Origin of the sequence: Pseudomonas sp. JAI115 (assembly GCF_014200835.1) — a bacterium.
In the GTDB taxonomy this organism is placed as follows: Bacteria; Pseudomonadota; Gammaproteobacteria; order Pseudomonadales; family Pseudomonadaceae; genus Aquipseudomonas; species Aquipseudomonas putida_A.
On record NZ_JACHCY010000007.1, the window covers coordinates 33,960 to 48,728 of the forward strand.

Consider the following 14,769-nt stretch of genomic DNA (forward strand, 5'->3'; position numbering starts at 1 on the left):
GCAAAATGTCGCAGTTATGAAATTAAATGGTGCACAGGATATAAATCAGGCGGTTTTTTGAGCTGGTTTTGCACCTGAATGGGGAGGTCAAATCGAAGTAATGCACCAACAATTACACCGCTATCGCGAGCAGGCTCACTCCTACAGGGGACCGTATTTCAATTGTAGGAGTGAGCCTGCTCGCGATGGCCACGACTCGGTATCACTGAAAAAAACTCAAAAAAAACGGAGCCCGAAGGCTCCGCTTTTTCATGCAACCAACCCGAATCAGGCCAGTTTCTTGTGGCGTACCCGATGTGGCTGGGCCGCCGCTTCGCCGAGGCGCTTTTTGCGGTCGGCTTCGTACTCGGTGTAGTTACCTTCGAAGAACACCGCTTGCGAGTCGTCTTCGTACGCCAGGATGTGGGTCGCGACGCGGTCCAGGAACCAGCGATCGTGAGAGATCACAATGGCGGCGCCCGGGAAGTCCAGCAGGGCTTCTTCCAGCGAACGCAGGGTTTCAACGTCGAGGTCGTTGGACGGTTCGTCGAGCAGCAGGACGTTGCCGCCCTCCTTCAGGGTCAGCGCCAGGTGCAGACGACCGCGCTCACCACCGGACAGGTCCTTGACGAACTTCTGCTGGTCGCCGCCCTTGAAGTTGAAGCGACCGACATAAGTGCGCGATGGGATCTCGTAGTTGCCGATGCGGATCTGATCGGAACCGTCGGAGATCTGCTGGAACACGGTCTTGCTGCCGTCGAGGTCTTCGCGGCTCTGGTCAACGCAGGCCAGTTGCACGGTTTCGCCGACTTCGATGGTGCCGGAATCCGGAGTTTCCTTGCCCATCAGCATGCGGAACAGGGTCGACTTACCGGCACCGTTACCACCGATCACGCCGACAATGGCGCCCTTCGGCATGGAGAACGACAGGTTGTCGATCAGCACGCGATCGCCGTAGCCCTTGGTGACGTTCTTGAATTCGATGACCTTGTCGCCCAGACGCGGACCGGCCGGGATGTAGATCTCGTTGGTTTCCGAACGCTTCTGGAATTCCTGCGACTGCATTTCTTCGAAGCGTTGCAGACGAGCCTTGGATTTCGACTGACGGGCTTTCGCGCCTTTGCGCACCCACTCCAGTTCTTCCTTCATGGCTTTTTCGTGAGCCGACTGCTGCTTGGATTCGGCCGCCAGACGATCGGACTTGGCTTCGAGCCAACCCGAGTAGTTGCCTTCGTAAGGAATGCCCGCGCCGCGGTCGAGTTCGAGAATCCAGCCAGCAACGTTATCCAGGAAGTAACGGTCGTGCGTGATCGCGACCACGGTGCCCGGGAAGTCGTGCAGGAAGTGCTCCAGCCACGCCACCGAATCAGCGTCCAAGTGGTTGGTCGGTTCGTCGAGCAGCAGCATGTCCGGAGCGGACAGCAGCAGACGGCACAGGGCCACACGACGTTTTTCACCACCGGACAGGTGTTCAACCTTGGCGTCCCAGGCCGGCAGACGCAGGGCGTCGGCAGCGACTTCCAGTTGACGCTCCAGGTTGTGACCATCGCTGGCCTGCAGGATCGCTTCGAGCTTGGCCTGTTCGGCAGCCAGTTTGTCGAAATCGGCATCCGGATCGGCGTAAGCGGCGTAGACCTCGTCCAGACGCGCCTGCGCATCCTTGATCACGCTGACCGCTTCCTCGACCACTTCACGCACGGTTTTGGTCGGATCAAGTTGTGGCTCTTGCGGCAGATAACCGATGTTCAGGTCCGGCATCGGACGGGCTTCGCCCTCGAACTCGGTGTCGACGCCGGCCATGATTTTCAGCAGCGTGGACTTACCCGAACCGTTGAGGCCGAGTACGCCGATCTTGGCGCCGGGGAAGAACGACAGCGAAATGTTTTTCAGGATTTCCCGCTTCGGCGGAACAACTTTGCCCAGCCGATGCATGGTGAAGACGTATTGAGCCATGGAGAACCTTGGGTCAGTGACAGATGAATGATTGGAGCGCAGGCGATGCCCGGCCAGACCGATGCGCGTCGTTCACTTGATGGTCATCAATGCGTGCGCGCGGAAAAAAGTCTGATTCTAGGAGCTGGAACGCTCCCGCGTAACCGGCAAAGCTACCTGAATGACCGGTGGCAGTCCAGCCGAGTGGGGCTGGCACTTCGCCACAACTCAAGGCATGCTAGCCGCCCTTCGGGCGTCCGGCTTATAGTGCACGTCGCGCCAGTCCAGCCAAACCGCAGGATTTCAGCTTGTCCAACGTTACCCCGCCAGCTTCTGTGAGCGCGTCCAATCCGGGGACCGGCTCGCCCCTGCGCGGAACATTGAAGGGGGCATTGGCGACGCTGGTACTTTTGCTGCTGGCCCTGCTGTTCTGGCAACTGCTCGATCAATTGCGCGAGACCCAGAAAAACCAGCGCCAGTACACCATCGACTACACCGCCGACCTCGCCTCGCAGGTCAGCCTGAACATGTCGCTGAATGCGCAAATCGCCCTCAACCTGCTACCGATCGTCGAACAGCCGCAGTCGTCCGACGAACAGCAGGCGCTGCTGCGCAAGCTCCAGCAATCGCTGCCGGACCTGCGCAGTCTGGCCCTGCTCAGCCCGTCCGGGAAAATCCTCAACGACAGCGCCAGCGACAGCCACGACGCCGATTACCTCGCTGAACTGGTGCGCCGCAGCCGCGCCCAGGCGCATTACTTCAGTAACGCCGACGACGGCTCGGTGGTGCATCTGTTGTTGCATCAGGCCAGCGGCAGCACGCGCGGCTACTGGGTATTGCGCCTGACCCCGACCTTCTTCGACTCGCTGACCAAGCTGGGCGAAACCGGCATCCGCCCGTTGTGGCTGGTGGAAAACCGTCTCAACCATCAGATCATCAGCCGCGACGAAGCGCTATCCTCCGCCCGGCCCGGGGTGCTGAGCCCGGACGACATGGCCAACACCGTGCTGACCGTGCCACTGAGCAGCAGCGACTGGCAGTTGCGCGGGCTGTTCGATCGCCAGCGCGTGCTCGAAGAACTGCTGCCGGCGTTCATCGGCAAATGCCTGCTGGGTCTGGCGTTCTCGATGTTGCCGGTGATCGCCCTGCTGAACATGCGTCGCCGCCAGCGCCAGTTGCATGAAGGTCGCCGACGTTATCAGGACATCTTCGAAGGCACTGGCGTTGCGTTGTGTGTGCTCGATCTGTCCGGCCTCAAGCAGGTGTTCGACAAGGCACAGATCCAGACCAGCGACCAGCTCAAGGCCTGGCTCGACCAACCGGCCCAGCGCCAGCAACTGCTGCAAGAGCTGCGCGTCACCGAAGTCAATCAGGTCGCGCTGCAGCTGCTCAATGTCAATTCCTGCGAGCACGCCTGGCAGTTGCTGATCGATGGCCATCCGCACAGCCAGTGCGCCATCGGCAACCAGGTGCTCGACGCGGTTCTGCAGCAGCAAAAACAGCTGGAGCTGGAAATCAGACTGCCGGACATCAACGGCCGCGATCAGCACCTGTGGATGGTTCTGCGCCTGCCACAGGAACAGCACGACTACAAAGCGGTGATTCTGAGCATCAACGACATCACCAGCCGCAAGCTGATCGAACTGTCGCTGCTGGAGCGCGAAGGTTTCTGGTCGGACGTGGTGCGCACCGTGCCGGACCATCTGTATGTGCAGGACGTGATCAGCCAGCGGATGATTTTCAGCAACCACCACCTCGGCCAAACCCTCGGTTACAACCGCTCCGAGCTGCACCAGATGGGCGAGTACTTCTGGGAAATCCTCCTGCACCCGGAAGACGCCGACTATTACCACCGCTCGCGGCAGATGCAGCGGCACGCCGGTTACAGCCAGTTGTTGCAGTGCCAGTTGCGCTTCCGCCATCGCGACGGCAAGTGGCGGCGCTTCGACATTCGCGAGCAGGCGCTGGCCCGCGACAAGCATGATCAGGTCACGCGAATCATCGGCGTGGCCAAGGACATCACCGAGCAGATCGAGGCCAGCGAATCGCTGCGCGACAGCGAGCAGCGCTACCGCATGCTCGCCGAAAGCATCAGCGATGTGATTTTCTCCACCGACAGCAAGCTGTCGTTGAACTACGTCAGCCCGTCGGTGCAGGCGGTGCTGGGTTATGACGCCGAGTGGATCTTCCAGAATGGCTGGCAATCGACGATCGCCAACCCGCAGCAGCTATCCGGCATCTACACCTTGATGGATCGGGTCAGCAAAGCGCTCGACAAGCCTGAGCAACTCGCGCAACTGCGAAGCCAGGTACAGACGCAGATGTTCCTGTTCGACTGCCTGCGCGCCGACGGCCGCAAGATCCCGATCGAGCTGCGGCTGGTGCTGGTGTGGGACGAACACGGCGCGTTCGAAGGCGTGCTCGGCGTCGGTCGCGACATCAGCCAGCAGCGCCGCGCCGAGAAAGACTTGCGCATGGCCGCCACCGTATTCGAGCACTCGACCTCGGCGATCCTGATCACCGACCCTGCCGGTTACATCGTGCAGGCCAACGAAGCCTTCAGCCGGGTCAGCGGTTACGCGGTGTCGGAGGTGCTCGATCAGTTGCCGAACATGCTCACCGTCGACGAGCAACAGGACGCGCACCTGCGCTACGTGCTCAAGCAATTGCATCAGCACAGCACCTGGGAAGGCGAAGTCTGGCTCAAGCGCCGTAACGGCGAGCATTACCCGGCGTGGGTCGGCATCACGGCGGTACTCGACGATGAAGGCGATCTGGCCAGTTACGTGTGCTTCTTCAGCGACATCAGCGAGCGCAAGGCCAGCGAACAACGCATCCATCGTCTCGCTTACTACGACGCCCTGACCCACCTGCCGAACCGCACGCTGTTCCAGGATCGTCTGCACACCGCGCTGCAATCGGCCGAACGGCAGAAGTCATGGGTGGTGCTGATGTTCCTCGACCTCGACCGCTTCAAACCGATCAACGACTCCCTCGGCCACGCGGCTGGCGACCGCATGTTGAAAGACATGGCCACGCGGTTGCTGGCCTGCGTCGACGATGACGACACCGTGGCGCGCATGGGCGGTGACGAGTTCACCTTGCTCCTGCAACACCGCTCCAGCCGCGAAATGGCGCTGAACCGAGCGATTCATGTGGCCGAGCAGATTCTCGCCAGCCTGGTGCGTCCATTTGTGCTGGAAGGTCGCGAGTTCTTCGTCACCGCCAGTATCGGTATCGCCCTGAGCCCGCAGGACGGCAACGAACTCAGCCAGTTGATGAAGAACGCCGACACCGCGATGTACCACGCCAAGGAGCGCGGCAAGAACAACTTCCAGTTCTATCAGGCCGACATGAACGCCAGTGCGCTGGAACGTCTGGAGCTGGAAAGCGACCTGCGTCATGCGCTGGAGCAGAACGAATTCGTCCTGTATTACCAGCCGCAATTCAGTGGCGACGGCAAACGCCTGACTGGCGCCGAGGCACTGCTACGCTGGCGCCATCCGCGTCGTGGACTGGTGCCGCCGGGGGATTTCATTCCGGTGCTGGAAGAGCTGGGTCTGGTGGTCGACGTTGGCGACTGGGTGATCAGCGAGGCCTGCCGTCAGCTCAAGACCTGGCACCAGAATCGGGTGCGCGTGCCGAAGGTGTCGGTGAACATTTCGGCGCGGCAGTTCTCCGATGGCCAGCTCGGTACGCGCATCGCCACGATCCTGCGCGAAACCGGGCTGCCACCGGCGTGTCTGGAGCTGGAGCTGACCGAAAGTATCCTGATGCGCGAAGTCAGCGAAGCAATGCAGATTCTGGCCGGGCTGAAAAACCTGGGCCTGAGCATTGCGGTCGACGACTTCGGCACCGGTTATTCGTCGCTGAACTACCTCAAGCAATTCCCGATCGACGTGCTGAAGATCGACCGTACCTTCGTCGACGGCCTGCCGTCCGGCGAGCAGGACGCGCAGATCGCTCGCGCAATCATCGCCATGGCCCACAGCCTCAATCTGGCGGTGATCGCCGAAGGCGTGGAAACCCATGAGCAACTGGACTTCCTGCGCGAACATGGCTGCGATGAGGTTCAGGGCTATCTGTTCGGACGGCCAATGCCGGCGAGCCGGTTTGAAGCGCAGTTCAGCAATGACGCGCTGTTCATGTTCGACTGAACATCGGCGGCGCGCCCTTCGCGAGCAGGCTCGCTCCCACAGGGATTGATGTCGATCACAAAATCGCAGGCCTGCCTCGATTACTGTGGGAGCGAGCCTGCTCGCGAAGAGGCCTTCAAAAGCATCGCACATCTGGCATGAACGCCACTTGTCTGCGACATGATGTCGTTTCATATGCCATCCAAAACCCATTGGGTTAGAATGCCCCCCTTTTCTGCCCCCGATCCTTGAGGACCGCCATGTTCAGCCGTGATTTGACTATTGCCAAGTACGACGCCGATCTCTTTGCCGCCATGGAGCAAGAAGCTCAGCGCCAGGAAGAGCACATTGAGCTGATCGCTTCGGAAAACTACACCAGCCCTGCGGTGATGGAAGCTCAAGGCTCGGTACTGACCAACAAGTACGCCGAAGGCTACCCGGGCAAGCGCTACTACGGTGGTTGCGAGTACGTCGACGTTGTTGAACAACTGGCCATCGACCGCGCCAAAGAGCTGTTCGGCGCCGATTACGCCAACGTTCAGCCGCACGCCGGTTCCCAAGCCAACGCCGCTGTTTACCTGGCCCTGCTGCAAGGTGGCGACACCATCCTGGGCATGAGCCTGGCCCACGGTGGTCACCTGACCCACGGCGCCAGCGTTTCGTCCTCCGGCAAGCTGTACAACGCCGTGCAGTACGGCATCGACGCCAACGGCCTGATCGACTACGACGAAGTCGAGCGTCTGGCGGTTGAGCACAAGCCGAAAATGATCGTGGCCGGTTTCTCTGCCTACTCGCAGATCCTCGACTTCCCACGCTTCCGCGCCATCGCTGACAAAGTCGGTGCCTACCTGTTCGTCGACATGGCTCACGTGGCCGGTCTGGTCGCCGCTGGCGTCTACCCGAACCCGGTGCCATTCGCTGACGTGGTCACCACCACCACCCACAAGACCCTGCGCGGTCCTCGTGGCGGTCTGATCCTGGCGCGCGCCAACGCCGAAATCGAGAAGAAGCTGAACTCCGCGGTATTCCCGGGCGCCCAGGGCGGCCCGCTGGAGCACGTGATCGCCGCTAAAGCGATCTGCTTCAAGGAAGCGCTGCAGCCTGAGTTCAAGGCTTACCAGGAACAAGTGGTGAAGAACGCCCAGGCCATGGCCGAAGTGTTCATCGAGCGCGGTTTCGACGTGGTGTCCGGCGGTACCAAGAACCACCTGTTCCTGCTGTCGCTGATCAAGCAGGACATCTCCGGTAAAGACGCCGACGCCGCGCTGGGCAAAGCGTTCATCACCGTGAACAAGAACTCCGTGCCTAACGACCCACGCTCGCCATTCGTGACCTCCGGTCTGCGTTTCGGTACCCCGGCTGTGACCACTCGCGGCTTCAAGGAAGCAGAGTGCAAAGAGCTGGCCGGCTGGATCTGCGACATCCTGGCTGACCTGAACAACGAAGCGGTGATCGACGCCGTTCGTGAGAAAGTCAAAGCCATCTGCAAGAAACTGCCGGTGTACGGCGCGTAATCGCGACGTTAAATCCGCAGCATGAGAAACCGGCCAAGTGATTGGCCGGTTTTTTTGTGCCCACATTTTTTTCAAACGCCTGAACCGCTCAAGAATGGGACTCACCGCACAACTGGTCAGACCGGTCATGCCAATTCGTCAATTTTCACTTGCGATCCGCAAAAATCCGCGCCTAGACTGCACCCGCACTGGACATACCGGTAAGACCACAATAATTAAGTTCTGAATCTGATGCGCCCAAAGGCGCACGGCAGCCAGGACACCGACCAGGATTCCTCCCATGCTCAGATGGTGCTCGCGTTCAATCTTCCTCCAAGTGGTTCTCGGACTGGTGCTCGGCATCGTCTGCGGGCTGACCCTTCCCGAATATTCCGCTCAGCTCAAACCACTGGGCGACGGCTTCATCAAACTGATCAAGATGCTCATCGGCCTGATCGTGTTCTGCGTGGTGGTCAGCGGCATCAGCGGCGCGGGCGATCTGAAGAAGGTCGGGCGCATCGGCCTCAAGTCGGTGATCTACTTTGAAGTGCTGACCACCATCGCGCTGGTGATCGGCCTGGTATTCGCCTTCAGCACCGGCATCGGCAGTGGCGCGAATATCCATCTGGAGCAGTTGTCCGCCGCCGACATGGGCGACATCGCCGAACGCGGCCAGCATATGCACACCACCACGCAGTTCCTGATGGACCTGATTCCGACCTCGGTGCTCGGTGCCTTCGCCGACAACAACATTCTGCAAGTGCTGCTGTTCTCGGTGCTGTTCGGCAGCGCGCTGAATCTGGTGGGCGAAGCGGCTTCAGGGATCTCACGGCTGATCAACGAGCTGAGCCATGTGATCTTCCGGATCATGGGCATGATCGTACGCCTGGCGCCGATCGGCGTGTTCGGCGCCATCGCCTTCACCACCAGCAAGTACGGCCTCGATTCGCTGCAACACCTGGGCAGTCTGGTGGGCTTGTTTTACCTGACCTGCATGGCGTTCGTCAGCGTGATCCTCGGCGTGGTAATGCGCGCCTCGGGCCTGCGTCTGTGGCCGCTGCTCAAGTACCTGCGTGAAGAACTGCTGATTGTCATGGGCACCGCTTCTTCCGACGCCGTGCTGCCACAGATCATGCGCAAACTTGAACACCTGGGGATTGGCAGCTCGACAGTCGGGCTGGTGATTCCCACCGGCTATTCGTTCAACCTCGACGGTTTCTCGATCTACCTGACCCTGGCCATCGTGTTCATTGCCAACGCCACCGGCACGCCACTGGCGATGACCGATCTGCTGACGATTCTGCTGGTGTCGCTGATCACTTCCAAGGGCGCCCACGGCATTCCCGGCTCGGCGCTGGTGATTCTGGCGGCGACGCTGACGGCGATCCCGGCGATTCCGGTCGTGGGTCTGGTGCTGGTACTGGCAGTGGACTGGTTCATGGGCATCGGCCGGGCACTGACCAACCTGATCGGCAACTGCGTCGCTACCGTGGCCATCGCCCGTTGGGAAAAGGACATCGATGTGCAACGCGCCAACAAAGTACTCAGCGGTCAGCAGGGCTACACCTTTCAACCGCGTAAAACCGGAACTCCGGCGCACCAGCAAGAGTTCTGATTTTCAACCCTGTAGGAGCTGCCGCAGGCTGCGATCTTTTGATCCTGTTTGCGGCAGCCCCAACGGGCTTACGGAGCAAGACAAGTGATCACCACATCAACCGTCGTCAACTCAGTCGTAGAAAAACTGCGCGCCGCCCTCGCCCGCGGTCAGTGGCGCTCCGGCGACATGCTGCCGGGTCAGCGCGAACTGGCCGAACAACTGGGCATCAGCCGCCCAAGCCTGCGCGAAGCGGTGATCGTCCTGGAAACCCTTGGCCTGGTGCGTTCGATGCCGGGCAAAGGCGTGGTGGTGCTCGACGCCCAGCTCAGTGACAGCCAGAGCCACGACAGCGCGGTGGCCGGCGCCAGCCTCGAGGACGTGCTGCAACTGCGCTACACCCTTGAGCCATTCATCGTCGGTCTGGTCGCGCAGTCGATCAGCAGCAAGGAAATCGGGCAATTGCGCCTGACCCTGATGGACATGCGCGAAGCCCTCGAAGCGGGCGAAAGCGAAGCCGGGGTCAGCGCCTACATCGCCTTCCACGAGGAGCTGTTCACCCTGACCTCGAACCCGATTTTCCAGAGCGTGGTGCAGCAAACCAGCAATGCCCTCAAGCAAAGCGCCGAAGTGCTGCGCAATTCGCCTGAGCATCTGGCCGAACGCCTGGAAGAAAACGAAGCGGTGGTGCGCGCAATCCGCAGCAAGAACAGCGCTCAGGCCAGCGCCGAAATGCGTCGGCACATTCTGCGCGAAGGCCAACGGATGGGCGTTGAATTGAACATTCCGGATGACAACCTCAGCCACTGATTGATTCACACTGGAGACCGGCCATGAACAGCCTTGCCACGTCGCCGCACACTCGTCAGATGTCGGCCCCCCTGCCCTTCTCCCGCCTGCAGGCGTCGGCAGACGATCTGTACCCGCGGCTGTTCGACGCGATTCTGGACCGGCGAATCGACCCGGCCAGCCGCTTCACCGAAGACAGTCTCAAGCAGATGTTTGGCGTCAGCCGCGCCGATGTGCGCCGGGTGCTGACGCAGTTGTCCCATGAGCAGGTGATTGTGCTGCGCGCCAACCATCGGCCACGGGTCGCCACACCGGATGCCGAGCAGACCCGGCAAACCCTGCACGCCCGGCGCCTGACCGAAGCGACGCTGGCGCGTCTGGCTTGTCAGAATGCCTCAGCGGAGGGTTTGAAACGCTTGCGCACGCTGGTCGAACGCGAACGTCTGGCCGTGACACAGGAACGGCGTGCGGCGGCGATTCGTTTGTCCGGCGAGTTTCATCTGCAGTTGGCACAAATGGCGGGGAATGCACCGTTGGCGCATTTTCTTGGCAGTCTGGTGCCGTTGACGTCGCTGGCGATTGCGCGGTGTGATGGATCGACGCCGGGTTGCTGCGCGTGGCAGGAGCATCTGGCGATTGTCGAGGCGGTCGCGTCTGGGGATATGTCCATGGCTGAGCGACTGATGAATCAACACCTGGATCATCTTGAGCAGACCTTGCTGGGTACAGCCCTTGAGCATCGTGTCGCCGGTTAGATCGCCTTCGCGAGCAAGCCCGCTCCCACAGTGAATTGCATTCCTCCTGACAGAATGCGGCCTACTGTGGGAGCGGGCTTGCTCGCGAAGGCGTCAGCCCTGGCGCCGAAGAATCATCAGGCAGAAGTCACTCTGGCAAACCCCGCCCGAATCTTCTCTTCCGGCAAATCATCGGCAATAAACACAATCACACTTTCCCGCGCCTCACCCTCGGCCCACTCGGTGTCCCAGTCGAACCCGTAAAGTTTCAGTACGCCCTGAAACACCAGCCGCCGATCCTCGCCAGCGATGTTCAACACGCCCTTGTAGCGCAACAACTGCTTGCCATGTTCTTCCAGCAGCTCATTCATGAACTCGCTGAGTTGATCGATATCCAGCGGCTGGTCTGTGCGCAGCACCAGACTGGAGATGCGGTCGATGGACGGCGCCTTGCTCACCGGACGCAGGCTCACCCCGCCACCGAGGTCGGCATTGAGATTGAAGCCACGCACGTCGAGCAGTTCGGCCAGATCGATGTTGCCGTGCTCGACCACGCGGATCGGCGCACGACGATTGATTCGCGTCAGGCGTTCGCTCAGTGCGTTGAACGTGGCCTCATCCACCAGATCGGTCTTGCTCACCAGCAAGCGGTCGGCGAAACCGATCTGCGCCTGGGCGATGGTCTGGGTCAGGTGCAGGTCGGCGTGAGCGGCATCTACCAGGGTGATGATGCCGTCGAGCAGATAGCGTTCGCGCAGTTCTTCATCGATGAAAAAGGTCTGCGCCACAGGCGCTGGATCAGCCAGCCCGGTGCACTCGATCACCAGACGGTCGAAGGCGATTTCACCGCTGTCCAGGCGTTCGAGCAGCAGGTACAGGGCCTTGGTCAGATCGGTGTGGATGGTGCAGCAGACGCAGCCGTTGGCCAGGGTCATGACTTGCACCGGTTCGACGCCGAGCAACTGGGTGTCGATGCCGGCGTCGCTGAATTCGTTCTCGATCACGGCGATCTTCAGGCCGTGCTCGGCTTTAAGCAGATGGCGCAACAAGGTGGTCTTGCCGGCACCGAGGAAACCGCTGAGTACCGTTACGGGTATGGGAGAAGACAAAACACGATCTCCTTAAAGAAACACAAAACAAATGTGGGAGCGGGCTTGCTCGCGAAAGCGGTGTGTCAGTCACCACACGTATCAACTGACACTCCGTATTCGCGAGCAAGCCCGCTCCCACCGGGGGATTACCTCAACCGCAGGCTGTCAGCTCAACAGCACTTCGGCCCACCCTTGCCACCGTAACGCGCTTCCTGACGTTCGCGGAAGAACATCTCGTAGCTCATCACCGGTTTGTCCGGGTGTTTGGTTTGCATATGCTCGACGTAGGTGTCGTAGTCGGGCATGCCGACCATCAGGCGTGCGGCCTGACCGAGGTATTTACCGAGGCGACTCAGGTCATTGAACATGGTGCAATCCTCTGGTTACGCGTCCGGCAGGGCCTGGAATGGCGATTCTTTATCCGTACGCTCTTTTTTGCCCCAGGCAGCGATGCCGACCTTGAGCGCATAGAACAGGATGCTGAAGACCACGAACAGGAACAGCGCAGTGAGCGTTGCGTTGGTGTAGGCGTTGAAGATCACGTGCTGCATCTGCTCGATACTCTTGGCCGGGGCAATGACTTGGCCGGCGGCCAGGGCATCGCTGTATTTCTTGGCCAGCGACAGGAAGCCGATCGCCGGGTTGGCGTCGAACAGCTTGATGAAGCCTGCGGTGGTGGTGCAGATCAGCAGCCAGGCGGCTGGCAGCAGGGTGACCCAGATGTAGCGCTGGCGCTTCATCTTGATCAGGACCACGGTGCCGAGCATCAGCGCGATACCGGCCAGCATCTGGTTGGAGATACCGAACAGCGGCCACAGGGTGTTGATGCCGCCCAGTGGATCGATGACGCCCTGATACAGCAACCAGCCCCACATCGCCACACAACCGGCGGTGGCGATCAGGTTGGCAGTCCACGATTCGGTGCGCTTGAGCGCCGGAACGAAGGAGCCGAGCAGGTCCTGCAGCATGAAGCGCCCGGCACGGGTGCCGGCGTCCACAGCGGTCAGGATGAACAGCGCTTCGAACAGGATCGCGAAGTGGTACCAGAACGCCATGGTGTTTTCACCCGGCAGGACACTGTGCAGGATCTGCGCGATACCGACCGCCAGGGTCGGTGCACCACCGGCACGGGCGAGGATGGTGGTTTCGCCGATGTCGTGAGCCACAGCTTGCAGTGCCTCCGGCGTGATCGCGAAGCCCCAGCTGCTGACCATCTGCGCCACCGATGCGACGTCACCGCCGACCACGGCGGCCGGGCTGTTCATGGCGAAGTACACGCCCGGCTCGATCACCGAAGCGGCAACCATGGCCATGATCGCCACGAACGATTCCATCAGCATGCCGCCGTAACCGATGTAACGCGCGTTGGTTTCGTTATCCAGCAACTTCGGCGTGGTGCCCGAAGAGATCAGTGCGTGGAACCCGGACACCGCACCGCAAGCGATGGTGATGAACAGGAACGGGAACAGACCGCCCTTCCACACCGGCCCGGTGCCGTCGACGAACTGGGTCAGCGCCGGCATTTTCAGCTCGGGCATGGTCACCAGAATGCCGATCGCCAGTGCGATGATGGTGCCGATCTTGAGGAACGTCGACAGGTAGTCGCGTGGCGCGAGGATCAGCCACACCGGCAACACGGCGGCGACGAATCCATAACCGATCAGCATCCAGGTGATTTGCACGCCGGTGAAGCTGAAGGCCTTGGCCCACACCGGATCAGCGGCAATCTGCCCGCCGAGCCAGATCGAACCGAGCAGCAGCAACACACCGATGACTGAGATCTCGCCGATGCGGCCCGGGCGGATGTAGCGCATGTAGATGCCCATGAACATCGCGATCGGGATGGTCGCCATCACGGTGAAGATGCCCCATGGGCTCTCTGCCAGTGCCTTGACCACGATCAGCGCCAGCACCGCGAGGATGATGATCATGATCAGGAAGCAGCCGAACAGGGCGATGGTGCCGGGGATGCGGCCCATTTCTTCACGGACCATGTCGCCCAGGGAACGGCCGTTGCGCCGGGTCGACATGAACAGAACCATGAAGTCCTGCACCGCGCCCGCCAGCACCACCCCGGCAATCAGCCACAGCGTGCCGGGCAGATAACCCATCTGCGCCGCCAATACCGGGCCGACCAGAGGTCCGGCGCCCGCGATCGCGGCGAAGTGGTGACCGAAAAGAATGTGTTTGTTGGTCGGCACATAGTCCAGACCGTCGTTGTTGAGCACAGCGGGGGTGGCCCGACGCGGATCCAGTTGCATCACATTGTTGGCGATGAACAGGCTGTAGTAACGGTACGCGACCAGATAAATGGCCACGGCCGCGACCACGATCCACAAGGCGTTGATCGCCTCTCCTCGGCGCAATGCCACTACGCCCAGGGCGCACGCTCCTACGATTGCCAGCACTAGCCAGGGTAAGTGGCGTAGCAGGCTATTATTATTTTTCATTTTATTATTCCAGCCAGGGTGGACAAGAAAGACAGCCACCCCGAGTTTAGCGCTTACGGCGCCAAAGGCCATACCCCGACGTTGGTCTAGACGGCTTGTCGATTGGCAGCCACCCAACGGACGGGTCTATAGTCAGCGAACTCTTCCGAGGATTGCGCCATGAGCGAACACCCAGCCAATCGCCGTCGCTTCAAACGTATTGCGTTCGATGCCAGAACCGAGCTGAGTCAGGGTCAATTCATCTGGCCGGTGAAGTTGATCGACCTGTCGCTCAAAGGGCTGCTGATCGAACGGCCGGAGCCTTGGCTGGGCGATCGGGAAAAGGATTTTTTCGTCGACATTCATCTGAGCGACGATGTCGATATCGAGATGGATGTGCGTCTGACCCATGAAGAAAATGGCCAGTTGGGGTTTGTCTGCCGGCATATCAGTCTGGAGTCGATCGAGCGCTTGCGGCGATTGATCGAGTTCAACCTGGGCGATCCGCAGGAGTTGGAGCGCGAACTGGGCGCCCTGATCGAAATCTAGAAACCACTACAAATCCCTGTGGGAGCGGGCTTGCCCGCGAAGA

Annotated in this window: 10 protein-coding genes; 6 read left to right on the forward strand and 4 right to left on the reverse strand. The window is 60.7% G+C overall.

Annotation, left to right across the window (positions count from 1 at the left end):
* Positions 1-267: 267 nt before the first annotated feature.
* Positions 268-1,932 (reverse strand): energy-dependent translational throttle protein EttA, encoded by a 1,665-nt coding sequence (gene ettA, locus HDC30_RS17380; protein WP_003228391.1) that lies wholly within the window; start codon positions 1,930-1,932, stop codon positions 268-270.
* 287 nt (positions 1,933-2,219) lie between these two features.
* On the opposite strand from ettA, the gene morA reads away from it, so the two are divergent.
* The 5 genes from morA to HDC30_RS17405 all read left to right on the forward strand — a co-directional run bounded on the left by morA (position 2,220) and on the right by HDC30_RS17405 (position 10,678).
* Complete coding sequence (gene morA / locus HDC30_RS17385) at positions 2,220-6,068, forward strand: cyclic di-GMP receptor MorA (RefSeq protein ID WP_183784152.1); 3,849 nt, start codon at positions 2,220-2,222, stop codon at positions 6,066-6,068.
* Between the two features lie 239 nt (positions 6,069-6,307).
* Entirely contained in the window at positions 6,308-7,561 is a 1,254-nt protein-coding gene (gene glyA, locus HDC30_RS17390; protein WP_003228394.1) for a serine hydroxymethyltransferase, read from the forward strand.
* 280 nt (positions 7,562-7,841) lie between these two features.
* On the forward strand, positions 7,842-9,155 hold the full coding sequence (locus HDC30_RS17395; RefSeq protein ID WP_007963773.1) for a C4-dicarboxylate transporter DctA: 1,314 nt from the start codon (positions 7,842-7,844) through the stop codon (positions 9,153-9,155).
* 84 nt (positions 9,156-9,239) lie between these two features.
* Positions 9,240-9,944 (forward strand): FadR/GntR family transcriptional regulator, encoded by a 705-nt coding sequence (locus tag HDC30_RS17400; RefSeq protein ID WP_183784154.1) that lies wholly within the window; start codon positions 9,240-9,242, stop codon positions 9,942-9,944.
* A gap of 23 nt (positions 9,945-9,967) precedes the next feature.
* Positions 9,968-10,678, forward strand: coding sequence for a GntR family transcriptional regulator (locus HDC30_RS17405; RefSeq protein WP_115988856.1), 711 nt, complete (start codon positions 9,968-9,970; stop codon positions 10,676-10,678).
* A 116-nt stretch (positions 10,679-10,794) separates the two neighbouring features.
* Here the strand turns inward: HDC30_RS17405 and yjiA are convergent, their stop codons facing one another.
* From yjiA to HDC30_RS17420, 3 genes are all read right to left on the reverse strand, one after another.
* A complete protein-coding gene (gene yjiA, locus HDC30_RS17410; protein WP_027612836.1) occupies positions 10,795-11,766 on the reverse strand; it encodes a GTPase in 972 nt (323 codons plus the stop codon).
* A gap of 152 nt (positions 11,767-11,918) precedes the next feature.
* Positions 11,919-12,116, reverse strand: a complete 198-nt coding sequence (locus HDC30_RS17415; protein ID WP_003228401.1) for a YbdD/YjiX family protein — start codon at positions 12,114-12,116, stop codon at positions 11,919-11,921.
* 15 nt (positions 12,117-12,131) lie between these two features.
* Positions 12,132-14,198, reverse strand: coding sequence for a carbon starvation CstA family protein (locus HDC30_RS17420; protein ID WP_007963766.1), 2,067 nt, complete (start codon positions 14,196-14,198; stop codon positions 12,132-12,134).
* 159 nt (positions 14,199-14,357) lie between these two features.
* On the opposite strand from HDC30_RS17420, the gene HDC30_RS17425 reads away from it, so the two are divergent.
* Complete coding sequence (locus HDC30_RS17425; protein WP_183784156.1) at positions 14,358-14,726, forward strand: PilZ domain-containing protein; 369 nt, start codon at positions 14,358-14,360, stop codon at positions 14,724-14,726.
* Positions 14,727-14,769: the final 43 nt, after the last annotated feature.